Origin of the sequence: Paenibacillus sp. FSL R5-0623, from assembly GCF_037974265.1 — a bacterium.
Classification (GTDB): domain Bacteria; phylum Bacillota; class Bacilli; order Paenibacillales; family Paenibacillaceae; genus Paenibacillus.
Genome location: NZ_CP150233.1, coordinates 2,270,270 through 2,295,242 on the forward strand (window position 1 = coordinate 2,270,270; position 24,973 = coordinate 2,295,242).

Consider the following 24,973-nt stretch of genomic DNA (forward strand, 5'->3'; position numbering starts at 1 on the left):
TTATGTGCTGTTTGGACCCCGTAAAAGGTTGATATAATCGCATTATAAGCCACTCAGGGAGTACTTGAGTAGGAAGAAATACAGGGGGAGCAATCATGAGAACTTTGAAACGCACTTGGCCATTCCACGTTATGCTGTTGCCAGCCATTATCTTTCTGATCATTTTCAGTTATGTGCCCATGGGCGGGATCGTTATGGCATTCCAGAACTACAAGCCATGGCTTGGGATTAGCGGTTCTGAATGGGTTGGACTGGACAACTTTAGATATCTGTTTGAACGTGAAGACAGCTTACAGGTCATCTGGAACACATTGATTATTGCTGTACTTAAACTGATTTTCAATTTATTTGTTCCATTTGTTTTTGCCATTCTTTTGAATGAGGTTCGCAAGATGGCTATACAGCGAACGATTCAAACACTCGTATATTTACCTCACTTCTTGTCCTGGGTCATTCTGGGCGGGATTTTGATAGATCTGTTGTCAACAGGCGGCTTGGTTAACCGGGTTCTGGGAACCTTCGGACTCGGGCCATATTTCTTCCTGGGAGATAACAGTTGGTTCCGATCTACGGTCATTCTGACAGATGTGTGGAAAGAATTTGGCTATAACATGATTGTCTTTCTGGCTGCCCTTGCCGGAATTAATCCAGCATTGTACGAAGCAGCGGAAATTGACGGAGCAGGACGCTGGAAACAGACACTGCACATTACAATCCCTTCGCTTGTGCCGATGCTGATGGTTGTAGGAACACTGGCGCTTGGTAACGTACTGAATGCCGGATTTGACCAGATATTCAACTTGTATAACCCGCTCGTATATCAAACGGGTGACATCATTGATACATTCGTATATCGTTCCGCAATGCAGAATGGTGAGATGGGCTTTGCAACCGCGATCGGATTATTCAAATCGGTCATTAGTATGATCTTGATTCTTGTATCGTACAGCTTAGCCAAAAAATACGCTGGATATCGCATATTCTAAACGAATGAACAGAGAAAGAAGGGACCACGATGTATCATAAATCATTGCCTTATCGCGTGTTTAATATAGTCAATACCTGCTTTCTGATTTTGATCGCCATTATGTGTATCATACCGATGGTTCATGTACTGGCTGTATCCTTTAGTACGAAGGCAGCTGCCGACGCCAATCTGGTCAATCTCTGGCCCGTAGGATTTTCACTTGAGGCTTACAAAAAAACGATGAACAATCCAATTTTCTTGAACTCGCTCTGGATCTCACTTCTACGTACAGTAATTGGTACAGCTATTACCTTGCTGATTACGTTCCTGGCAGCGTATCCGTTGTCCAAAGAGAATAGTGAATTCAAAGGCAGAACGATCTACTCCTGGATTTTTGTATTCAGTATGATTTTCAATGGGGGACTGGTGCCATTCTATATGGTTATCCAGAAGATCGGGTTGATGGATTCCTTCTGGGTACTGGTACTCCCAGGAGCAGTTAACACATTCCTTGTCATTCTGATGCTGAACTTCTTCCGCGGTATTCCAAAAGAGCTGGAGGAAGCGGCGCTGATGGATGGAGCTAACCATTTCAGAACATTGTTCAGTATCTTCCTTCCCATTTCGATGCCGTCCATTGCAACAATTGCATTGTTCAGTATGGTGTTCCACTGGAATTCCTGGTTTGATGGATTGCTCTACATGAATAACGCCAAGGATTACCCACTTGCTACATTTATGCAAACCGTCATTATTGGACGTGATATGAGTAGCATGAGCATGAATCCAAAAGAAATGGAAGCTCTCTCTCAAACTACGGTAAGGGCAGCTCAGATTTTCATCGGAAGTGCACCAATCTTGATTGTGTATCCTTTCCTGCAACGTTTCTTTGTTAAAGGTATGACGTTGGGCTCAGTTAAAGGCTGAGCCTGTACCCCAAATTAATGGAGGTTGATACAGTGAGCAACTTGACGGAAAAGACATTCATTCTGGGAATGGATGTGTCCTTTATGGATGAAATCGAACAGCATGGCGGGAGTTATAGTGATGTGGATGGCAAGGAACAAGACTTGCTGTCCATCCTGAAGATTAATGACGCTAACGCGATACGACTTCGAATCTGGAATGATCCTGTTGGTGGATTCTGCAATCTGGAGCGGACGGTGGAGGTAGCCAAACGGATCAAGGAACAGGGATTGAAATTTTTGCTTGATTTCCATTATTCCGATCGCTGGGCTGATCCAGCCAATCAATGGAAGCCGAAAGCATGGGAGAATCTGTCCTATGAAGAGCTTCAACGTGCGGTATGCATGTATACGGCTGACGTTCTGAGAACGTTGAAGGAACACGATGCGCTTCCGGACATGGTGCAGGTGGGCAACGAGATTACACCAGGCATGTTATGGAATGAGGGACGTGTCGGTGGAGAAGAGCATGATACGGATGAACAGTGGGAGCGTTTTGCGGGGCTCGTGAAGTACGGAATTGCTGCGGTCAAATCCGTTGACGCGGATATTCAGATTATGATACATATTGATCGTGGTGGAGATAACGCCGAGAGCCGCAAGTTTTACGATCGCTTTGAAGCACTGGGTGTGGAGTTCGATATCATTGGTCTCTCGTATTACCCTTGGTGGCATGGCACACTTGATGCGTTACGTGACAATCTTCATGATCTGGCTGAGCGTTATGGCAAACCGATCAATGTAGTTGAAACCGCTTATCCCTGGACGCTGGAGCAGCCGGAAGGCATTGAATGGATTTTGAATCAGGAAGATATGTTGTTACCAGGATACCCTGCAAGTGTAGAGGGACAGACCAAATATCTGAAGGATCTATTGCAGATTATTCGCGAAGTTCCTGGTGGTTTGGGGCACGGATTCTATTATTGGGAACCTGCCTGGATACCAAGTAAAGAAGAATGGTCCGTCGGACATCCGAATAACTGGGGCAACCTCACCATGTTTGATTTTAAAGGTCGCAAGTTGGAATCGTTTACAGCGCTCGCTACTGCAGAAGAATCAGATGTCGTGACATACGTGTAATATCATACAGGTTCGCAAGTTGTATCTGATAAAACACGTGAAGTCATGCAAGATGATGGTTTCTAATTTGAGCCTTGAATATTGTTGTATTAAATAAAAATTGTAATTCAAAAAGCAAGGGAGTTGTCCTTATGACATACAAATTTCCACCTGTAAGTTCCAAAGCCCCACACATGTTGCATGGCGCAGACTATAACCCGGAGCAATGGCTCCGCTATCCTGAAGTTCTGGAAGAAGATATTCGCTTGATGAAGCTTGCCAAGTGTAACGTGATGTCCATTGGTATCTTCTCATGGGTATCCCTTGAGCCGGAAGAGGGCGTATACACGTTTGAATGGCTGGATCAGGTGTTGGATCGTTTTGCAGCAAACGGTATCTATGCATTCCTCGCTACACCAAGTGGTGCTAGACCTGCCTGGATGTCCGCGAAGTACCCGGAAGTGCTCCGCGTATCCGAGAAGCGTGTCCGCAATCTGCATGGTTTCCGTCACAACCATTGTTATACTTCCCCGGTATACCGTGAGAAGGTTACTGCGATCAACACAAAACTGGCAGAACGTTATTCGGATCATCCGGCTGTAATCGGCTGGCATATCTCGAACGAGTTCGGCGGAGACTGTCACTGTGATTATTGTCAGGAAGCGTTCCGTGGTTGGGTTCAGAAGAAGTATAAAACACTCGATGAACTGAATCATTCGTGGTGGACCACATTCTGGAGCCATACGGTTACAGACTGGAGTCAAGTGGAATCTCCGGCTCCACACGGTGAGACACAGGTACACGCGATGAATCTGGATTGGCGCCGTTTCGTTACAGATCAGACAGCTGATTTTATCGTGCATGAAACAAAACCGTTGAAAGCTCAGAATCCCGATCTGCCAGTCACAACCAACCTGATGGAATTCTATGGCGGTCTGAATTATTGGAAGTTCGCCGATATTCTGGATTTCCTCTCTTGGGACAGTTATCCGACTTGGCATGATGCAGATGACGACGCGAAACAGGCATCCCGGATCGCCATGATGCATGACATCGTTCGTTCCATCAAAGGCGGTCAGCCGTTCTTGTTGATGGAGAGTACTCCAAGTTCGACGAATTGGCAAGATGTCAGCAAGCTGAAAAAACCGGGCATGCATTTGCTCTCTTCTCTCCAGGCTGTGGCACACGGCTCTGATAGTGTTCAGTACTTCCAATGGAGAAAAAGCCGGGGGTCCAGTGAGAAACTTCATGGTGCGGTGGTAGACCACGTAGGAACGGAACACACTCGAGTGTTCCAAGATGTCACCGACGTAGGAACGGCTCTTGAAGGTATGGAAGCTATTGTAGGAACAGCGGTTCCGGCAGAAGTTGCAATCATTTTTGATTGGGAAAACCGCTGGGCCGTTAATGATTCCCAGGGTCCGCGTAATATCGGTGTGAAGTATGAGCAGACCGTGGAAGAGCATTACGAAGCGTTTTGGAAAAAGGGAGTCGCTGTAGACGTTATTGATATGGATGCAGATCTGTCCAAGTATAAGTTGCTGATTGCTCCAATGCTCTATCTGGTACGTGAAGGTGTCGGGGAACGCATTGAGAAGTTTGTAGAACAAGGCGGTACGTTTGTAGCAACTTACTGGTCTGGAATTGTTAACGAAAACGATCTGTGTTTCCTGGGTGGATTCCCAGGCCCACTGCGTAAGACACTTGGCATCTGGTCCGAGGAAATTGACGGATTACATGATCGTGATCTGAACGGAATTATCCCGGAGAAGGGTAATGAGCTTCAACTCAATACAACGTATGATGCAATTGAACTGTGTGATCTGATTCATCTGGAAGGCGCGAAGTCCCTGGCTACGTACCGTTCTGACTTTTATGCCGGACGTCCGGCATTGACGGTCAACCAGTTGGGTTCAGGGAAAGCATATTATGTAGCGACACGTCTGAAAGCACCATTCTATGACGATTTCTATGCGAAACTAATCGCTGACCTCAACATTGAGCGTGGACTTGAAACAGAGCTGCCTGCCGGAACAACGGCACATACGCGTACAGATGGTACAGCTGACTATGTGTTTGTACAGAACTACACACCAGATGAGAAGCTGGTTGAACTAGATGGACAGTCCTATACCGATCTGCTCAGTGGTGATGCTGTGGAAGCAAGACTCAGCTTGAAGCCATATGACATTTGTGTTCTGCGCAGACCGGCTGCCCGGAAATAATATAGATTTTATATGTTACTAAATAAATGAAGTTAGTATTAAGAAGAGATTGCCCTGAACGCCTGCATTGGTGTTCAGGGCATCTTTTTTATTTTATGTATTTGGCTGTTGAACCACTTTTTCTGGACAAGATAAAGGATAAACGTGTCCGCGCAGCGAAGACAAACACGTAACATGTAACTCAAGACTTGCAGTCTGGGAGGAATGGAAATGAATCAAAGAAATCTGGATGGTAACAGCATTATTATTCGACTGGAAATGACAACTAAGGATATCAAGTTTGGCGAAGTGGCTTCGGCCATCTCGGAAGCTGGGGGAGACATCATTGCCATCGACGTGATTTCCACCAATCAGGATGTAAGCGTGCGCGACTTGACGGTCGCAGTTACAGATGCACAAGATAACAGTAAAATTATAGAAGGGGTGCGCCAGCTTAAAGGTGTGTCCATTATTAATGTATCGGATCGGACGTTCCTGCTTCATCTGGGCGGTAAGATCGAAGTAACACCAAAGACCCCGATTCAAAACCGGGAAGATCTGTCACGTGTGTACACTCCGGATGTGGCTCGTGTATGTTCAGCCATTTCAGAAGAACCCGGCAAAGCCTTCTCATTGACAATCAAACGGAATACAGTGGCCGTCGTATCTGATGGCAGTGCGGTACTTGGACTGGGCAACATTGGTCCCCGTGCAGCAATGCCTGTCATGGAAGGTAAAGCGATGTTATTCAAACAGTTTGCAGGTGTGGATGCTTTCCCAATCTGCCTGGACACACAGGATACCGAGGAAATCATACGTACTGTGAAAGCGATATCACCTGGTTTTGGCGGCATTAATCTGGAGGATATCTCGTCACCGCGTTGTTTCGAAATTGAACGTCGTCTGAATGAGGAATTGGACATTCCTGTATTTCATGATGACCAGCATGGCACAGCGGTTGTGTTATATGCCGGTCTGATCAATGCGCTCAAACTGGTGGGCAAGTCCATTGAAGATGTGAAGATTGTGGTCTGTGGTATCGGTGCAGCAGGTGTAGCATGCAGTAACATCTTATTGTCCGCAGGAGCCAGTCGACTTATAGGCGTCGATCGTGAGGGTGCGATTGTACGGACACAAACCTATGAGAATGAAGTCTGGAGTGACTATGCAGCTCGCACTAATCCTGAACTGGAGACTGGCTCGCTGCGTGATGTCATTCGCGGAGCCGACGTGTTCATTGGCCTGTCCCGAGGGAATCTGTTGACTCGCGAAGATGTGCAGACCATGGCGGAAGATCCAATCGTGTTTGCAATGGCAAACCCGGTACCAGAGATTATGCCTGCCTTGGTGGAAGACATTGTGGCTGTAATGGCAACAGGACGATCCGATTATCCGAATCAGATCAACAACGTATTGTGTTTCCCGGGCATCTTCAGGGCAGTTCTGGATTGCCGAGCTACCGAAATTAATGAAGAAATGAAGCTGGCAGCCGCTCAAGCGATTGCTTCGGCCATTACAGATGAAGAGCGTACACGCTATTATATTATTCCGAGTGTGTTCAATGATAAAGTGGTCAAATCGATGCGCAGTCGCGTGATTGAAGCAGCTGTTAAGACGGGTGTAGCTCGGCGTATTCCTCGTGAACAGGCCCGTGAAGGCGGGGAATCGTAAGATGCCAGAGAACCCTCTTCAACCTGGTGGGAATCTGCAAGAATCAGGGCACATGCATAATATAGATGGAATAACGGCAGGAGAGGCTGTTCTGCGCGCCGCCCGATCCTTTGTTCAAGGGGACTTATCCAAGCATAGTGATGGTCATGACTGGCCGCACATTGAACGGGTAACGGCACTTGCGGTTGAACTCGCTCACCGCATGGGTGCAGATCCATTTGTCTGTGAACTGGTTGCATTATTACATGATGTACCGGATGAGAAGCTGAATGAGAGCTTGGAAGCCGGGATGGCCAAACTGAATGACTGGATGGATACCCAGCCTCTTGACCCGGATATTCGTAATAAGGTTGTGGGTATTATTAGCACCATCTCATATGCGGGAGGTGAGCGTCCTGCGGTCAGTTCGCTTGAAGCACAGGTTGTTCAGGATGCAGATCGACTGGATGCACTGGGTGCGATTGGGATCGCGCGAACCTTTGCCTTTTCAGGAGCCAGAGGGCGCGAGATGTACGATCCGTCCCTTCCCCCACGGGAGCAGATGACCCGTGAGGAATATCGCAATGGGCGTAGTACAACGATAAATCACTTTTACGAGAAGTTGTTCAAGCTCAAGGATCTGATGAATACCTCCTATGGCAGGGAGCTGGCGGAACAGCGTCATGATTATATGGTGCAGTTCGTGGACCAGTTCAAAAGGGAATGGGAGGGCACGGACCGTTAGGCAGGCATAATAAGCATGAGTATTCCACAGGGGTACAATTAGTAACCGAGGCGAATCTTTGAAGTGGCGAAAATCCATTTTGAAGATTTGCTTCTTTTTGGGTTAATAATGTGTATTAACATACATAAAGAAATCAATTTCACAATAGCTCTGACTTATGACATGGCAACGGAAGACCTTACATGGTACAATAAATCGTTCTCCTGAATGAATTCAGGCAAAAAAAGAAATATGGGGTAATAATGAACATGATTATCAAATGTAAAATTTCAGGTTCGGTAAAGAGGAGGGGTCATCACCATGTCGTTTGGTGCACGTGTACTTAAGACGGGGATCGCGGTCACGCTTGCCTTGTACCTAAGCAGCCTGTTCTTGAACCCGCAATCTCCCGTGCCTGCCGCAATCGCGGCTATATTCGCCATGCAGCCTTCCATCTATCGTTCCTGGAAATACTTCCTGGATCAATTGCAAACAACCACGCTGGGAGCTATTGTGGCCCTGGTGGGGGGCATGGTGTTGTCCAATGAGCCAATCGCTGTTGGATTAATTATTGTACTTGTCATCATGATCTGTCTTAAATTGAATATGGGGGAGACGGTTGGCCTGACACTGGTCACGGTTGTATCCATTATGGAAGCATCGGGTGACTGGCATTTTGCACTCAATCGTTTTCTGTTGACACTGGTTGGTATTGTATCGGCGTTTCTCATCAACATTACGGTATTTCCTCCGAAACCGAAGGTTCAGTTCGTGAAGCAGATCCATAGTGTATTCAGCGGTATGTCGTTGCTTCTGCGAACCTCGATCTCGGATGAGATCAAGGAAGTTGTATTCCGGGAGGAGAAAAGCAACCTGGGCGGTTCAATTAAGTCTTTGTCCGACAAGTATAACTTGTTCGAAGAGGAACAGAAAAAGATGAAACGTTCGAAATTCAGCGAAACTCGTCAGATGGTGGTCTACAAACAAATGCTGCTTAGTCTGCAAAAAGGGTATGAGGTGCTGGATTCGGTGGAACGCCACTATTTCCAGGCACCGCGGACAACGGCCATGGATCAGTTTTTTGACTCACATCTTGAACTGGTTATCAAATTCCATGAGCATGCACTGCTCAAGTTCGAGGATAAGCTGAAGCCTAATGGGGAAGAGGCCGCACAGTTTGTATTGGATAATGACCGTTTCATGGAGCAGGCGATCACGCAGTTTGATATCGACAAGGAAGGGATGTTACGATTGTCCATCGTGGCTGCTGCGATCTATGATTACGGATATCAACTGGAACGTTTGAATCGACTTGCCGAACATGTGCACAGCGCAAGTGAAGACAAAGAATCACAGGATAAAATTTTGAATTGGCTTAAGTGGCCTTAAATTCAAGTTCAAAAAGTCTGGTTTTCAGTACCAAGAAGATGGAATGAAGATAGAAATGGAGTAGCGGAGCGTAGGAAAACTACGTGAGCAACGGACATTTCGGCTGAATTTCATATTCGATGCTGATGATGCCGTTAGGCATGATTCGTAATCAAAATTAGACTTTTTGAACAACCTCTAAGTGCGAATTGCGCATCTGCTTGGCGATCATATACAATGTAGTTACAACATTGCCCGGACCATCGTGTCCGGGTTGTTTTGTCATACATACGGCTGAAGGGCATGAATGAATATTAACGAACTGAGGGATAGAGACATGATTATTGAGGAATTGGACGCTGAACTAATGGAATGGTTGAGTGGGACAAATCTGGCGCATAAACAGCATGAAGCCATGCAACTGCTGACCGTATCCGAGGATCAGTGGCCGCATCAGGCGATGATCAGTATGGGGGAAGTGATTGCGATAAATCCGCATCAGCTTAGAATGGCTTTATGGCAGGGTACACAGACAAGTATGAACATGAGCAAAACAGGCAAGGCTACCTTGATTGCGGTTCAAGGACATCGATTGCTGCATATCCGTATAGAAGTAGAACGGCTGCCTGAGATTAAGGGGGCTGTTCATCCGAGAGATCGTTTTGAAGCACAAGTGCTTCAAATACGTGTGGATCAGGCACCATATGCGGAGATCACTTCAGGAATAACCTTTCAATTAAAAGATGAACTTGGAGCAATTACACGCTGGAAAGAGACGATTGAAGAATTACGAAAATAGGCAGAAGTAGCTAAGTCAGATGAGGGCCCGGTGATTGGGTAATAATGAAGAAGAAAACAACAAAAAACGCCTCTGCTTGCATCGGGACGTTGTCACTGGTACAATAAAAAATGGTTTTCAGAAAATTAGAACTAATTAACATATAATTAAAATGTTTACTTTCTAATAATTATACCATTGCCTTTTCGGGCTTGTCAAATGGGATTTTGAGGACACAATCCGGGGAAAGAGGGGCTATTAACATATGAGTACAGAGCAGCAGTGGAGTGAAGAACAACAACGGGTCAACACGGTGACCGATCAGATTGAGCGCAAGATCACAACGTTGGAAGATGAAGTAGGTTCCTTCCGGGACGAAGTGGTTGGCATGAGAAAAGACTTCTGGGACGAAGTTACGATGAACTTTAGCGAAGCGGATGATGTCGGGGAGACTTCAACCAGTATGCGGCAGCAGTCACAGGTACTGTCCGATCGGGAGCGCAGTCATCTCAATACAGCGGCTGCGTTGGACAAAATGAAACGACTGCATCATTCACCGTATTTTGGCCGCATTGATTTTAAGGAAGACGGGTATCCAAATGCAGAACGCATTTATCTGGGCATTGCCTCGTTGCTGGATGAGAAGGAAGAATCCTTTCTGGTCTACGACTGGCGTGCACCAATCTCTAACCTGTATTATGACGGAGCGCCGGGTCCAATTACGTACCAGACTCCAAGCGGGGAGATCAGCGGTGATATAGAGATGAAGCGGCAGTTTGTCATTCGGGACGGACGTATCCGTTTTATGTTTGACACGGGGGTTACGATTGGTGATGAGTTGTTGCAGGCCGTGCTCAGTCGAACTTCGGATGCACAGATGAAGAGTATTGTAGCGACCATTCAGAAGGAGCAAAACCGGATTATCCGTAATGACCGGACACGTATGCTCATTGTGCAAGGCGCAGCCGGCAGTGGCAAAACGTCCGCGGCGCTCCAGCGTGTGGCATATCTTCTCTATAAATACCGCGAGTATCTGCAAGCGGATCAGATGGTTCTTTTTTCACCAAATCCCATGTTCAACAGTTATGTCTCCACGGTACTGCCTGAGCTTGGGGAGGAAAACATGTTGCAAACGACCTTTCAGGAGTATCTGGAGCGTCGTTTGGGTCGTGAATATCAACTGGAAGATCCGTTTATTCAACTCGAATATGTACTTACGGGGACGGAAGATCCCGATTACGATGTGCGTATGTCCAGCATTCGCTTCAAGTCATCCGAATCTTTCCTGAAAGTTATTACACGTTATAAGGAGAGCATGTTGTCAGGTGGTATGAAATTCAAGCCAGTACGCTTTCAGGGCCGAGCGATTGTCACCTCAGAGGCTATGGCTGAGAAGTTCTACAGTTTCGAGTCGTCCGTCAAGCTGGTGAGTCGACTGGAGATGTTGCGGGACTGGATGCTGAAAGAACTGTCTGCCTTTGGTAAAGGTGAACTGGATGCGCCTTGGGTGGATCAGCAGCTTGATCTGATGGAGCCGGAGGATCTGCAACGAGCGTATCAACGGTTGAAGCGCAAGCAAAAAGGAAAGACCCATACGTTTAATGACTTCGAGCAGGAAAGAGAAATTCTGGCACGTATGGTGGTCAGTGACCGACTCAAACCGTTGCGTAAATGGATTAAGTCCTTACGATTCGTTGATATAAGACAATTATATGCACAGCTATTCAACGATCAGGCTCAGATGGAGCGATTGCTGGGTGACAAAGCGTTGCCTGCTCAATGGAATGAAATCTGTAAGATGACTTTACGCAGATTGAAGCTTCAGGAGTTGGCATATGAAGATATTACGCCATACTTATACTTGCGTGAGCTTATGCTTGGATTCCATATTAACTCGAATATTCGCCATGTCATCATTGATGAAGCCCAGGATTATTCTGCGTTTCAGTTGGCATTTATGAAGAGGTTGTTCCCACGGGCGAAAATAACAGCACTTGGTGACTTTAATCAGGCAATCTATGCCCACTCTTCAGTACTTAGTGGAACAGGACCCTTGACTAACCTGTACGGGCCAGACAACACGGAAGTCATTGAGCTGACCAGAAGTTATCGATCTACCCGGGAGATCGTGGAGTTTACCCGTGGCATGGTGCCTGGTGGGGAAGAGATTATTCCATTTAACCGTAGCGGCGAGAAACCTAAAGTTATCGTTTCTTCTGATTCCGAGCGTCATATAAACGTCATCACGACAGACTTGAAGCACTTGATTAAGGAAGGGTATGAATCGGTTGCAGTCATCTGCAAGACCGCCGAAGAGAGCAGAAACGTCCATGCTGCATTGAGCAAGGCACTGCCCACAGCACCGAAGTTAATCAAGAAAACGACGCTGGCTTTTGAGCAGGGTGTTCATGTCATCCCGGCGTATCTGGCCAAAGGCGTGGAGTTCGATGCTGTTCTGATCTATGACGGCTCTGCGGAGCAGTATGCCCAGGAGCATGAACGCAAGTTGTTCTACACGGCTTGCACACGAGCGATGCATCTGCTTCACGTTTACTGTGTCGGCACACCGAGTCCGTTTATTACTGCCCAGTCGGAAGAATGGTATGATCTTGGCAAGGTGTCTGCTGCGCAAGTGGACTGATCTAACACTCATATGCATGAAGAAGGCTTCCGTTCAATGGAACGGGAGTTTTTCTGTATATGATACATATCTCGGGAAGAAGCTAGCTTAGCGAGACAAGTGTACATGATGAGGTTTCGGCCATATATAGTTGATCGTATGAAATGGAAATACCTAACGTGAATCCGTAAGGATTGGGTCCCGTGAATAAATACGACAGCATAATTTGTATTGAAGCACAATGGATGTGATTTTTCTTTACACATGAGGTCCGGACTCATATAATCGTAACAATATATTTTTTTGGATCGTTTATTAAAGGAGGCAACAAAATGAACAAACTATCATTTGAACGGCCACTTATGGCCGATTGTGTACCTGAACTGGTCGCTACAGCACGGGGAGATTTGCCAGCGACTTTGGTCATTCGGGGAGGTACGCTGGTAAACGTGATATCGGGTGAGATTTTGCCTGAGATGTCCATAGCTGTACAGGGGGCTCGAATCGCTTATGTCGGTAAAGATGTAAGCCACACCATAGGAGAGCATACCCGGATTATTGAAGCGAACGGTAAGTATATCGCTCCTGGTCTGCTGGATGGACACTGCCATATCGAAAGTACACAGATGAAAGTAACCGAATTTGCGAGAGCGGTGTTGCCTTCAGGCACGACCGGAGGTTTCTTTGACCCTCATGAGATTTCTAACGTGCTTGGTCTCAAAGGACTGAGACTGATGCTGGATGAAGCACGGACCACACCGATGGCTGCTTATATGCAGGTGGCTTCCTGTGTGCCTTCCACTCATCCAGGACTGGAGACAACAGGTGCTTATATCGGGCCTGAAGAGGTAGCGGAGGCTCTTTCCTGGGGTCCGGACATGATTGGTCTTGGTGAAGTGATGAACTTCCCTGGGGTAGTCTATGGGGACGAGACGATGATCGGTGAGATACAGGCGACCCTCCGGGCAGGTAAAGTGGCAGACGGTCATTTCACCTGGGCTGCAGATGACTGGCGTCTGCCAGCGTATGCAGCGAGTGGCGTTACAGGGGATCATGAATGTGTGACCAAAGAAGATGTGGTTGAACGTCTGCGACTCGGAATGTACGCGAAGATGCGCCAAGGTTCGGCATGGCATGATGTAGCAGAGACGATCAAAGCTTGTACTGAGCTGGGTCTGGATACACGCCGGATGATGCTTGTGACCGATGACCGAAGCTCTGAATCCCTGCTCAAAGAAGGACATATGGATTTTGTTGTGCGTCTCGCAATTTCCCAAGGGGTGAGGCCGGTTACGGCTTTTCAGATGGCAACCATTAACACGGCTGAGCGCTTCGGAGTTGCGCGCGACATTGGTGCGGTCATTCCGGGCAATATAGCCGATATTATTCTGCTGGACGGCCGGTTGGCGGATGTACGCGTGGGCATGACGATTGCTGCCGGGCAAGTTGTAGCTGAGAATGGGAAGATGACGGCGGTATGGGACAGCTTCACGTACCCTGAGGAAGCGTTGAACACGGTGAAATTAGAAGCTAATATTCAGCCGGAAGATCTGGAGTTGGCTGCACCGATTCAAGAGGGGATGATTGGTGCCAAAATCATTCATGTCACAGAGAACCATGTGGATACAAAGGAGAAACATCTGCCTGTTACCGTAGAGAACGGCAAGGTTGTGGTTTCAACTTCAGGGGAAGTATGCAAAATTGCGGTATTGGAGCGTCACAAACAAACCGGGAATCGAGCGGTAGCGCTTGTTGGAGGCATCGGCTTCACATCACCTGCAGCGATTGCGATGACGGTTGCTCATGATAGTCACAACCTGTTGATTATCGGTAATGATGATGCCCTGATGGCCGAAGCCGGTAACCGTGTCATTCGAATGCAAGGTGGGGTGGCCGTGGTAACGGCAGCAGGTGTAACCGAATTTCCGCTGCGAATTGCAGGTTTGATGTCAACCGAGCCATTCGAAGTCGTTGCAGCCCAATCGGCAGCAGTCAGTGAAGCTTTACAGTCGGCAGGATGTACGTTGAATAATGCGTTCATGACGCTTTCGTTGCTCGCGCTGGTTGTGATTCCAGAATTACGTTTGTCCGACAAGGGGCTTGTGCGGATCTCGGCAGAAGGTATTGAACTGGTTTCTCTTTTCGATAAAGTGGTTGACAATACACTGGTAGCTCCATCGGGTAATGAATGAACGGAAATGTCGACTAGACATCATTATATAGGGTTCCATATAAAGCCGCCTTAGGGCGGTTTTTTGGTGTGTTTTGAGAGAAAACGCTTTCTAGGTCTTCTGGAGCTTGGTGTACATATGGCAATAATGACTGAAGTCATGCTGAAATAAGGATTGAATTTGAAAATAATGAATAATTGTGACTTTTGAACTATACATACAGAACTACGAATTCCCGAAATATAGTTATATGATTCTTTCGTCGTAAGTCTTAAAGATGATATTGCATATAAAAGCAATCCAAATACGTCGTACCTAATAAGTATCCATTAAATGAATATGAAACGACACAATTTCATCCAGATTTGCACGTCAGAGCTGATAACTTCAGAGGGAGTGTACAAATATGAAAAGCAAAAGGGGTTACCGTTTTATCTTATTACTGAGTTGTTTGATCCTGTGTGTGAGTACAGCCTGTTCTTCCAAAGCCATTGCGGATGGTTCAGTCGACAGTTATGCAACGATTCATGGAGAACTTGATGTGCCGGTGAGAGCGACTTGGGTGTGGGATACGACCCAGATCCGAAGTAATCCTCAAGAGGTGTTAAATTACGCTACAGCGAACAAGATCAATACGATCTATCTGCAGATGAACCGGGATATAAAGATTCCTGAGTATAAAAGTTTTATCCGCCAGGCGAGAGCCAAGAACATGGCGGTTGACGTCATGGACGGAAGATCAGCCTGGGGTTTGACGGAAAACCGGGAGCAGATTGCTTCTTTCCTGGACTGGATCGAGGCATATCAGGCGCAGGCGTTGCCTAATGAGAAATTTGCTGGTATCCATCTGGATATTGAGCCACATGTGCACCCGCAGTGGAAAATCAATCAGGCTAGTGTGATTACGCAGTGGCAAGGCAATGTGGAGTACATTGTTGAGCGAGCATCACGGATGAAGATGCCGGTAGCGGCTGATCTGCCTTTCTGGCTCGATAACTACAAAATCCCGGGTTCCACGATGGCCGTAAGCAGTTGGATGATTCGCAAATTTGACTCCATCACCATTATGGCTTACCGCGATACAGCTGCTGCAATCTATAGTGTAGCGAAGGATGAACTTGCAGAAGCAGCTCTGCTTGGCAAGACGATCTCAATCGCCGTGGAAACTAAGCAAAGTAAGGAAGGCGACTTCATTACTTTTTATGAGGAGGGATCTGCTTATATGGAAACACAATTAAAGTTGGTCGAAAAAATGGCTTCAGTTCATACGTCCTTTAACGGTTTCTCCGTACATGAGTACACTTCATGGAAAACCATGAAAAAGTGAGACACCAATAAGCTCCTTAGCGCAATGCTTGAGGTGATATATGAAAGAGTTCTAACTGAGAGACGTGTCTCAGAGCGTTACGTTGTTAGTTCTTGGGAATTGGAAGTTGATAAAGAAGGTGTTTGCAGTTGAATAGCTGCGAGCACCTTCTTCTTTTACACCTGAACCAGGGCAGAATCCATGGCCACGTTCTCATAGAACATTTTGCGATACTGTGAAGGTGTGGTGGCTTTATGCTTTTTAAATGTAGTGATGAAGTAGCTTAGATGCTCAAAACCCACATCCATGGCGATATCAACAATCTTGTGATCCGTATTCTCAAGCTGAACGCAGGCCTGTTGAACACGGTAATAGTTAATGTAATCTACAGGGGTTTTCTGCACCATCTGTTTGAAAAAACGGCAGAAGTGTCCCTCGCTCATATTGGCTTCATCGGCCAGTTCTTTCAGCTTTAATGGTTCAGGATAACGTTTGTGGATATAACCGAGCACGGATTTCAGGCGCTCTACCTTGTCATGACTCCCTGTAGCCACGGTGCCTTTGAGCGGAGCAGGTCTCATATGTTCGAACATTCGGGAAAATATGAGGTACAGGTACGCTTTTGTTGACATTTCACACGTTTTGGTTCGGGTAGCATGGTCTGCGAATATACGTTTCAGGAGATCCAGAATTTCTTGTCCCCAATCCTCATCTGCCTTGATATGACTTGGGGGAATCACGTTTTTGCGTACCAGTGGACCGATGAATTTCTCTTGAACCGTATCGAAGGTACGGCTGCCAAGCAACTCGGGATTAAATACAATGGAAGAGAATACACAGGGAACATCGCCCTTCAGATACCCCGCATGAATCTCGCCTCTATTGATGAAAATGGCTTCTCCAGCTTGTACCTCAACGGTGTTCATATCAATCTGGAAGACGGCGCAGCCCTTGGTCACCATGGTGAACTCCATCTCATCATGCCAGTGGCAATCGAGAATGCTATCCCCGTTCAGTTGTTGAATATCCGGGTACACACTGACGGGATACATGGCATTGCCGTGAATCCGGTCTTCCCGTAATCGTTCACGTTCCATATCAGATTCTCCTTTTGTATCATTATTAATGTAATCGTTTCCATAGATTGGTGTTGATGTTCAAGAATCGGATGGTTATTATCAAAATCGTGATATATTTGGTCAAAATAAGACAAGAAATTCGTTATTAATATCAATATTATTATAATATAACCAAAGGGGGAAAGAAAACATGAAATTTACTGATGGATTCTGGATGACTCGTGAAGGGTACCAGATTCAAAACCCGACTGACATTCGTGATATTGTACAAAAAGACAATTCTGTGACCGTATATGCGGCAACTAAATATATTCGTTCCAAAGGCGACACGTTGAACGGTACTTTGCTAAAAGCAACGTACAGCTCACCAATGCCTAACGTTATTCGTGTAACCTTGAATCATCATAAAGGCGGAGTGAAAAAAGGGCCTGTATTTGAGCTTAACACACAAGAAGCCAACGTTGAGATCGCAAAAAATGAACAAGGTGCTGTTTTGAAAAGCGGCAATCTGGAAGTTCAAATCGACAAAACAAATGGTTGGGACATTAGCTTCCTGTATGGAGGAAAACGGATTACAGGAAGCGGTCAAAGAGCTGCTGGTTATATTACAGGTCCAAGCAAGGAAGCATACTTCCGCGAGCAGCTTGATCTCGGTATTGGTGAATACGTTTACGGACTTGGTGAGCGCTTCACGCCGTTTGTTAAGAATGGCCAAATCGTCGATACCTGGAATGAGGACGGCGGTACAAGCAGTGAGCAGTCTTATAAGAACATTCCGTTCTATTTGTCCAATAAAGGATATGGCGTATTTGTAAATCATCCTGAACGCGTATCATACGAGATTGCATCCGAGAATGTATCCAAAGTGCAGTTCAGCGTAGAGGGCGAGACGTTGGAGTACTTCATTATCGGCGGTGACAATCCTAAGGATGTACTTGATAATTATACAAAATTAACAGGTAAACCAGCGCTTCCACCGGCATGGACATTTGGTCTGTGGCTGACAACATCATTCACAACGGATTATGACGAAGCAACGGTTAACCATTTTGTAGATGGCATGGCTGAACGTGATCTTCCGCTGTCTGTATTCCATTTTGACTGCTTCTGGATGAAGGAATACCAATGGTCTGATTTCGTATGGGATGAAGCGATGTTCCCGGATCCGGAAGGCATGCTTGCACGTCTGAAAGAAAAGGGTCTTAAAATCTGTGCTTGGATCAATCCATACATTGCAGAAAAATCCTACTTGTTCGATGAAGGTATGGAGAACGGTTATCTGGTCAAAACAGCCGATGGTAGCGTATGGCAATGGGATATGTGGCAAGCAGGTATGGCTCTGGTTGATTTCACGAATCCGGATGCTGTGAATTGGTATAAGAGTAAGCTTGAAGTCCTTCTGGATCAAGGTGTAGATTCCTTCAAGACCGACTTTGGTGAAAGAATTCCGACTGATGTTGTGTACTTCGATGGCTCTGATCCGGTTAAAATGCACAACTACTATACACAGCTCTATAACAAAGCTGTATTTGAATTGCTTGAAGAGAAGATTGGCAAAAACGAAGCTGCCCTGTTTGCTCGCTCTGCAACAGCAGGTGGTCAACAGTTCCCGGTTCACTGGGGCGGTGATTGCTCTTCCACGTATGAATCCATGGCTGAATCACTTCGCGGTGGCCTTTCACTGGGTCTTTCCGGTTTCGGATTCTGGAGCCATGATATCAGTGGTTTTGAAAGCACGGCGAGCCCTGACGTATACAAACGCTGGGTACAATTCGGACTTTTATCTTCTCACAGCCGCCTGCACGGAAGCACTTCGTATCGTGTGCCTTGGTTGTTTGACGAGGAATCCGTGGACGTTGTTCGCGACTTTACCAAACTCAAAATCAGCCTGATGCCGTATCTGTACAATTCTGCGGTGGAGTCAACGGTAAAAGGGATTCCGATGATGCGCGCTATGCTGCTGGACTTCCCAGAGGACCCAACAACATACAGCCTGGATACGCAATATATGTTTGGTGATTCGATTCTGGTGGCTCCAATCTTCAACAAGGAAGGCGATGTTCGTTACTACCTGCCTGAAGGAACTTGGACGAACTATCTGACAGGAGCGAAAGTACAAGGTGGACGCTGGATCAGTGAAAACCATGACTTCAAAACACTGCCCATGATGATTAAACCAAACAGCCTGATCGCTGTAGGTGCGGTGGATAGCAAACCGGATTACGACTTTGCGAGTGATGTGTCCTTGCACTTGTTCGAACTGGCTGATGGTCAAACGGCTCAAGCTGTCGTTGTGAACCAAGCGGCTGAACAGGAGCTGACAGTTAACGTTACACGTAATGGATCAGTGCTGGATGTTCGTGCAGAAGGTGCGGGCAAACCATGGAGCTTGGTGCTTCGCGGCATTGAGAGTGTATCCAGCGTTGAAGGCGGTTCCCAAGTGTCTGGTGCAAATGGTGTTGTCGTTACGGCAGCAACAGGCTCAAACGCGCTTACAATCCAACTGTAACATGATATAGTAGAAGAAAAGGACGGTGCCGAAAGGTGCCGTCTGTTTGTCTACGATGATAGGAGATTGAATGAAATGAGTACAATAAATTCGGGTTTACACTGTACGATATCAGCAGAGATGCTGCATCAACTGGTAGAAATTCATTTTGGAAGCGATACCAAAGTGAAGGAGTTTGGTCTTCTGCAAGGTGGACTTTTTAATACAACCTATCGGATTCACCTTGAACATACATCCTATACGGATGTGATTTTACGTTTGGCTCCAGAGCGGGGAGAGATGGCGGCTGGTTCTGCAGGTGATCCACTATTTTCGTTCGAACGCACGATGATGGCGGCTGAACCGATTGTATATGAATATTACCGCAAGGCAGGCATTCCTGCTCCCAACATTATCGCCTGTGATGACAGCGGGTCCATCATTCCAAGAACGTACATGTTTATGGCGTTTATCCCGAGTAAGCAGCTGGATCACGCATCAATTTCAGACATAGACAAAGAGCGATTGTATCATCAGCTTGGCGAGTATACCGCCATCATGCATCAGATCGAGGGTACATCGTTTGGCTGGCCGCAGGGGGATGGGACGATTAAAGGCTCGGATCAATGGTCCGAGGTGCTGCACTCTTTTGCAGAAGAAACGGCACTAAAAGCGGCACAAGCCGAGTATATGCCAGGTGTAGGGGAAGAGATCGCCGCTATTTTCATCAAAAATAAAGACTTATTTGATCAAGTGACCCGCCCGGTGCTCGTTCATAATGACCTCTGGGAAGCGAATGTACTTGTTCATCAGGAAAAGAGTGAGCTGAACATTGCGGCAATCATTGACGGGGATCGATCCATGTTTGCCGACAGGGAGTTTGAAGCCATATTGTCGACAGAGTCGGTGGCTTTCCATGAAGGATATGATCGTCCTCTGGACTCATCTATTGAAGGACAGGCACGCAGGCTTGCCTACCGAATACTGTCTTCGTATTTTAATGCCTACGTTCATGAACATCAGGTTAATCAACCTGAAGATGGTCAGAAGTATCGCCAGCGCACGCTGGATTTACTGGAGCAATGGAAGCAACTTGGACTTAACTAATTCGCAGGGGGAATGAAGGATGAAGGAGTATCATCAATACCCGATGTGGGATGCGTCACTTTCACTTGAGGAAAGGTTGGATGACCTGATTGCACGATTGACAACGGAGGAGAAGATCCGACTAATTCCTACACGCGAAGCAGCTGTACCAAGACTGGGCATTCCAGCCTACAACGTTGGGGGCGAAGCTGCCCACGGGGTTGCATGGAAGGGGGAGGCAACGGTATTTCCGCAACCTCTCGGTCTATCCAGTACCTGGAATACAAGGCTCATGCGGGAGATTGGTTCAGTCATTGGCGATGAAGCGAGGGCATATCATCACCGTGATCCTGAAGTTCACGGATTAACACTGTGGGCACCAACGGTTGACTTGGAACGTGACCCACGTTGGGGCAGAACAGAAGAAGGGTATGGTGAGGACCCAGTCCTCACGGGAGAAATGTCGGCAGCTCTCGTCAAAGGAATGCAGGGAAATGATCCTTTTTATCTGAAAATGGTCGCGACATTGAAACACTTTTTTGCCAATAATAATGAGAAAGATCGGCTGAATTGTTCATCCAGCATCGATCCGCGGAATCTGCGGGAATATTATTTGAAAGCATTTGAGACGCCATTTGTAGAAGGTGGAGCCTTGTCCATGATGACAGCTTACAATTCCATTAATGGTACACCTGCTATTGAAAGTCCATACGTGAATGATGTGGTTAAGGGTGAGTGGTCGATGCCAGGTTTCATTGTATGTGATGGTGGAGACCTGTCACAGACGGTTAACTATCATGGTTATCACACCAGTCATGCCGAATCAGCAGCAGGTGCGTTGAAGGCAGGAGTGGATTGTCTTACAGATGAAGTTGATCTTGTTGTATCTGCTCTGGAGGAGGCTCTTGACCAGAATCTGTTGGAAATAACTGATTTGGACCGAGCGATTCGTAACATCTTTGGTGTGCGGATGCGACTTGGACAACTGGATCAGTCGGGGAAAAATCCATATGCGTCTATTCCCGAGTCGGTATTATGTGCACCGGAGCACGCCAAACTCAGTTATCGTGCCGCTGCCGAATCCATTGTTTTGCTCCAAAATGATGGATTGCTTCCATTGCAGCCAGAAGCGTTGCAGAAAATCAGTGTGATTGGACCACTTGCGGATGTTGTCTATACCGATTGGTACAGTGGCACACTGCCTTATCGTGTATCCGTCCTCGATGGACTGCGTAATCGACTACCTCAATCAGACATAACGTATGCAGATGGGAATGACCGTATTCAGCTGAAGACAACAGATGGACAAGTTGTAACTCTTGGTGCGCAAGGTACACTCGTCGCTGTACCGGAAGCCAGTGCACCTCCAACCGCCGAATTTGTACATCAGGATTGGGGTTGGGGAAGTCATACGCTGAGAAGTGTGAACAATAATCGATACGTTAGCTTAACCGAGCAAGGTATCTATCAGGCAAATGCACCGGAGATTGGTGGCTGGTTCGTGAAGGAAGTTGTTCGCATAGATCCTCTAACGGATGGAAGTAACACCTTGCGGGCGTGGAACGGTATTCCTGTTGGGCTGAGCGAATATCAGGGACAGTCTGCTGTATCTCCACTCCGGCCACAAGGAGAACAGACTACAGCTACAGGTACAACTCCGAATGATATTGGTGACTCTGGACACGCAAGTCAATCACCTGGCAATACACAGATACCTTCTGCATTCAATATTGAAATTGTGACAAGCGGAATACAACAAGCTGTAGAAGCTGCACGTAGCAGTCAGGCATCTGTCGTTGTTGTTGGCAACAGCCCATACATCAACGGCAAAGAAGAAATTGACCGCCCAAGTCTGCTGCTTCCGCCGAGTCAGGTCGAACTTGTCAAAGCTGTGTGTGAAGCCAATCCCAATACAGTGGTTGTCATTATGGGCAGTTATCCATTTGCCTTGCAGGAGTTGAAAGGTATTGCCCGCGCAATCGTTTATATGACACATGCAGGTCAGGAATTGGGGAACGCGCTTGCAGATGTGCTGTTAGGTCATTATGCCCCAGCAGGCAGATTGAACATGACATGGTATGAAGATGAATCACAGCTTCCTGACATGATGGATTATGACATCATTCAGAATGGCATGACCTATATGTATCATGAAGGACCGGTTCAATATGCATTTGGTCATGGCCTGACGTATTCGGAATTCGAATACGAAGCGATTCGTGTAAGTCGCAGTGCTACAGAGGAATCCACGACCACAGATCAATTGAAAATTGAAGTGGAGGTACACAATACAGGTCAACGTGACAGTGATGAAGTCGTACAGATCTATGGATCTTCGCATACCTCCCGAGTGAAACGTGCTCAGAAGCAACTCCTTGCTTTCCGCCGTGTTCATGTCAAAGCAGGGACACGTGTTACGATAAGTCTAGAAGTCCCTGTTCAGAAGCTGGCGCTATGGGATGTTACCCGAGATCGATACTGCCTGGAGACAGCAACCTGGGCCATCCTGGCAGGGCGCTCTTCCGCAGATATACGTCAGTCGGCTGATACTGAAATTGAAGGTGAGACGATTCCTGATCGTCCGCTGCACTTGCTTACCTTTGCTGAGAATTACGATGCTTGTGCAGGTGTTCTACTGGATGAATGTCTGGAAGGGCGTTCGGCAGTTCGGGCAATCATTCGGGAAGAACCCTTATATCAAGAGACTCAGTTGTCCTGGATCGCTTTCAACCATAATGCTGTTCAAAAAGTACAAGGATTTGAAGCCAGAGTGGCAGCTTTTGGGGAAGAGGGCAGTCTGGAGATTCGTTCCGGAGGACTGGAGGGCGAACTGCTCGGTGTATGTGAAGTTTCTGGACCTGGAGGCAGTGTGAATGGGAAAGATATCAAGTGGACAACAGTCCAGTGTTCACTTGAGGCGCCACATAAGGTGAATGAGCTGTATATTATTTTCAAAGGTGGAGCAGCGTTACGGCACTTTAGATTGTTGTAGTTGTAGCCATCAGTGAACCGAAGAAGCTGTCTTGCACGAATACGTGCAGGCAGCTTTTTGGTGTGAGAAACGGTAACATCCAACATGTCCTGAATAATCAACCTTCGAAACAAGCACAATAATGCTGTTGTGTGTAGAATCTGTAAAGGTGGTTGTGGTATGAATGATAAAAAGTGGGACCTCGTCGCACTTGCTTCCATCCCTTTAATTATGACCTTGGGTAACTCCATGCTTATACCGATCTTGCCACAGATTGAACGTGAATTGAAGGTATCTGCATTCAAGGTCAGTATGCTTATTACAGTCTACGCTGTAGTTGCCATCCTGCTTATTCCAATCGCAGGGTATTTGTCTGATCGTTTTGGCAGAAAAGCAGTCATTATTCCCAGCCTCATCATTGCAGCCGTCGGGGGTGCTGTAGCTGGTGTAGGTGCATGGATGCTGGATGGAAATGTAGCTTACTGGACCATTTTGGGTGGCAGGTTATTACAGGGGGTTGGAGCAGCCGGCGCATTCCCTATTGTCATTCCATTGGTTGGGGACATGTTTAATGATGAAGATCAGGTTAGCAAAAGCCTGGGAATCATTGAAACCTCGAATACATTTGGTAAAGTGTTAAGTCCGATTTTGGGTGCAGCACTGGCTGTTTGGCTATGGTTTTTACCATTTATGGCTATTCCTGTATTGTGTTTAATCTCGGTGATTCTGGTTATTTTCCTGGTGAAGTCTCCCAAGAAAAAAGAAAAGCCACCCACCTTTACGGAATTTGTGGCTTCCATTCGGGACGTATTGAAAGAAAAAGGTCGATGGTTATACGCCTTGTTTGCAATCGGTGGAATTTGCATGTTTATTCTTTTTGGTGTGCTTTATTATCTATCCGAGACGTTGGAGAGCGAGTTCGGCATGAAAGGGGTCGTAAAAGGTCTTGTACTTGCGATTCCGTTGGCAGCCTTATGTCTTTTTTCCTTTTTCGGAGGAAAGTGGATTGGAAAGAGTAAGCCTCGCATGAAATGGCTCGGATTCGCAGGACTAGTTCTTGTAACCGTTTCGCTGGGTGTTATTGGGATTTTCGATAATATCTACGTTGTGTTGGGACTGTTCACATTAGGAAGTGCCGGAGTAGGAGCAACCTTACCATGTCTGGATGCTCTTATTACTGAAGGTGTGGATAAGAAACAGCGTGGTACAATTACAGGTTTGTTCAGCAGCATGCGATTCATCGGTGTATCGCTTGGTCCTCCTGTTGTGTCCCTGTTGATTGGCACACAACATTTTTGGCTTTTTGGTGTGCTCGCCGCATCTGGAGCTATAGGGGCATTGCTCACCTTATTTGCGGTCAAACCCAATAAGGGAGACCAACCTACTTCAGGAAGCGGACATAAACAGGATGAACGGCATATCGATCGGATTGAGACGAGTCGAGGTTATGCTCCTATACGGCGCAAGAAAAGTCCACTCTAGGTGGATGGTATTAGCCGACAAATCATTCTTATCTTTAATTGAATACCATAAACCA

16 protein-coding genes are annotated in these 24,973 nt (G+C 46.7%); 15 read left to right on the top strand and 1 reads right to left on the bottom strand.

All coding sequences use genetic code 11. The annotated features are described in order from the left end of the window. Positions 1-95: 95 nt before the first annotated feature. From MKY92_RS10470 to MKY92_RS10520, 11 genes are all read left to right on the top strand, one after another. Positions 96-986 (top strand): ABC transporter permease subunit, encoded by an 891-nt coding sequence (locus MKY92_RS10470; RefSeq protein WP_076326911.1) that lies wholly within the window; start codon positions 96-98, stop codon positions 984-986. A 29-nt stretch (positions 987-1,015) separates the two neighbouring features. Further along, positions 1,016-1,894 (top strand): carbohydrate ABC transporter permease, encoded by an 879-nt coding sequence (locus tag MKY92_RS10475; RefSeq protein WP_091032085.1) that lies wholly within the window; start codon positions 1,016-1,018, stop codon positions 1,892-1,894. 32 nt (positions 1,895-1,926) lie between these two features. Continuing rightward, a complete protein-coding gene (locus MKY92_RS10480) occupies positions 1,927-3,012 on the top strand; it encodes an arabinogalactan endo-1,4-beta-galactosidase (protein ID WP_310334245.1) in 1,086 nt (361 codons plus the stop codon). A gap of 131 nt (positions 3,013-3,143) precedes the next feature. Continuing rightward, complete coding sequence (locus MKY92_RS10485; protein WP_339300572.1) at positions 3,144-5,216, top strand: beta-galactosidase; 2,073 nt, start codon at positions 3,144-3,146, stop codon at positions 5,214-5,216. A 210-nt stretch (positions 5,217-5,426) separates the two neighbouring features. After that, the gene (locus MKY92_RS10490; RefSeq protein ID WP_339300573.1) at positions 5,427-6,866 is read left to right on the top strand and encodes an NAD-dependent malic enzyme; all 1,440 of its coding nucleotides are present in this window, start codon (positions 5,427-5,429) and stop codon (positions 6,864-6,866) included. A gap of 1 nt (position 6,867) precedes the next feature. Continuing rightward, a complete protein-coding gene (locus MKY92_RS10495) occupies positions 6,868-7,590 on the top strand; it encodes an HD domain-containing protein (protein ID WP_339300574.1) in 723 nt (240 codons plus the stop codon). Between the two features lie 300 nt (positions 7,591-7,890). Then, positions 7,891-8,958: an aromatic acid exporter family protein gene (locus MKY92_RS10500; RefSeq protein WP_017689291.1), complete on the top strand. Its 1,068-nt coding sequence runs from the start codon at positions 7,891-7,893 to the stop codon at positions 8,956-8,958. Between the two features lie 286 nt (positions 8,959-9,244). Then, a complete protein-coding gene (locus MKY92_RS10505; RefSeq protein ID WP_339300575.1) occupies positions 9,245-9,736 on the top strand; it encodes a pyridoxamine 5'-phosphate oxidase family protein in 492 nt (163 codons plus the stop codon). Between the two features lie 244 nt (positions 9,737-9,980). Beyond that, entirely contained in the window at positions 9,981-12,356 is a 2,376-nt protein-coding gene (helD, locus tag MKY92_RS10510; RefSeq protein WP_339300576.1) for an RNA polymerase recycling motor HelD, read from the top strand. Between the two features lie 311 nt (positions 12,357-12,667). Then, positions 12,668-14,527, top strand: coding sequence for an adenine deaminase C-terminal domain-containing protein (locus tag MKY92_RS10515; protein ID WP_339300577.1), 1,860 nt, complete (start codon positions 12,668-12,670; stop codon positions 14,525-14,527). Between the two features lie 385 nt (positions 14,528-14,912). Continuing rightward, the gene (locus tag MKY92_RS10520; protein WP_339300578.1) at positions 14,913-15,833 is read left to right on the top strand and encodes a hypothetical protein; all 921 of its coding nucleotides are present in this window, start codon (positions 14,913-14,915) and stop codon (positions 15,831-15,833) included. Between the two features lie 155 nt (positions 15,834-15,988). Here the strand turns inward: MKY92_RS10520 and MKY92_RS10525 are convergent, their stop codons facing one another. Continuing rightward, positions 15,989-16,909, bottom strand: coding sequence for an AraC family transcriptional regulator (locus MKY92_RS10525; protein ID WP_339300579.1), 921 nt, complete (start codon positions 16,907-16,909; stop codon positions 15,989-15,991). A gap of 172 nt (positions 16,910-17,081) precedes the next feature. Between MKY92_RS10525 and yicI the strand changes: the two genes are divergently transcribed. The 4 genes from yicI (at position 17,082) to MKY92_RS10545 (ending at position 24,918) form a co-directional block, all read left to right on the top strand. Then, complete coding sequence (gene yicI / locus MKY92_RS10530) at positions 17,082-19,400, top strand: alpha-xylosidase (protein ID WP_339300581.1); 2,319 nt, start codon at positions 17,082-17,084, stop codon at positions 19,398-19,400. A gap of 75 nt (positions 19,401-19,475) precedes the next feature. Beyond that, entirely contained in the window at positions 19,476-20,486 is a 1,011-nt protein-coding gene (locus MKY92_RS10535; RefSeq protein ID WP_339300582.1) for an aminoglycoside phosphotransferase family protein, read from the top strand. 19 nt (positions 20,487-20,505) lie between these two features. Beyond that, positions 20,506-23,457, top strand: coding sequence for a glycoside hydrolase family 3 C-terminal domain-containing protein (locus tag MKY92_RS10540; RefSeq protein ID WP_339300583.1), 2,952 nt, complete (start codon positions 20,506-20,508; stop codon positions 23,455-23,457). 159 nt (positions 23,458-23,616) lie between these two features. Further along, positions 23,617-24,918 (top strand): MFS transporter, encoded by a 1,302-nt coding sequence (locus tag MKY92_RS10545; protein WP_339300585.1) that lies wholly within the window; start codon positions 23,617-23,619, stop codon positions 24,916-24,918. Positions 24,919-24,973: the final 55 nt, after the last annotated feature.

Excerpts from the sequence above, each read along its gene's own strand:
- MKY92_RS10540 (WP_339300583.1), top strand. The coding sequence starts at position 20,506 with ATGAAGGAGTATCATCAATACCCGATGTGGGATGCGTCACTTTCACTT.
- MKY92_RS10515 (WP_339300577.1), top strand. The coding sequence starts at position 12,668 with ATGAACAAACTATCATTTGAACGGCCACTTATGGCCGATTGTGTACCT.
- MKY92_RS10525 (WP_339300579.1), bottom strand. The coding sequence starts at position 16,909 with ATGGAACGTGAACGATTACGGGAAGACCGGATTCACGGCAATGCCATG.
- MKY92_RS10485 (WP_339300572.1), top strand. The coding sequence starts at position 3,144 with ATGACATACAAATTTCCACCTGTAAGTTCCAAAGCCCCACACATGTTG.
- MKY92_RS10490 (WP_339300573.1), top strand. The coding sequence starts at position 5,427 with ATGAATCAAAGAAATCTGGATGGTAACAGCATTATTATTCGACTGGAA.
- MKY92_RS10475 (WP_091032085.1), top strand. The coding sequence starts at position 1,016 with ATGTATCATAAATCATTGCCTTATCGCGTGTTTAATATAGTCAATACC.
- MKY92_RS10495 (WP_339300574.1), top strand. The coding sequence starts at position 6,868 with ATGCCAGAGAACCCTCTTCAACCTGGTGGGAATCTGCAAGAATCAGGG.
- helD (WP_339300576.1), top strand. The coding sequence starts at position 9,981 with ATGAGTACAGAGCAGCAGTGGAGTGAAGAACAACAACGGGTCAACACG.
- MKY92_RS10520 (WP_339300578.1), top strand. The coding sequence starts at position 14,913 with ATGAAAAGCAAAAGGGGTTACCGTTTTATCTTATTACTGAGTTGTTTG.
- MKY92_RS10535 (WP_339300582.1), top strand. The coding sequence starts at position 19,476 with ATGAGTACAATAAATTCGGGTTTACACTGTACGATATCAGCAGAGATG.
- MKY92_RS10545 (WP_339300585.1), top strand. The coding sequence starts at position 23,617 with ATGAATGATAAAAAGTGGGACCTCGTCGCACTTGCTTCCATCCCTTTA.
- MKY92_RS10500 (WP_017689291.1), top strand. The coding sequence starts at position 7,891 with ATGTCGTTTGGTGCACGTGTACTTAAGACGGGGATCGCGGTCACGCTT.
- yicI (WP_339300581.1), top strand. The coding sequence starts at position 17,082 with ATGAAATTTACTGATGGATTCTGGATGACTCGTGAAGGGTACCAGATT.
- MKY92_RS10505 (WP_339300575.1), top strand. The coding sequence starts at position 9,245 with ATGAATATTAACGAACTGAGGGATAGAGACATGATTATTGAGGAATTG.
- MKY92_RS10470 (WP_076326911.1), top strand. The coding sequence starts at position 96 with ATGAGAACTTTGAAACGCACTTGGCCATTCCACGTTATGCTGTTGCCA.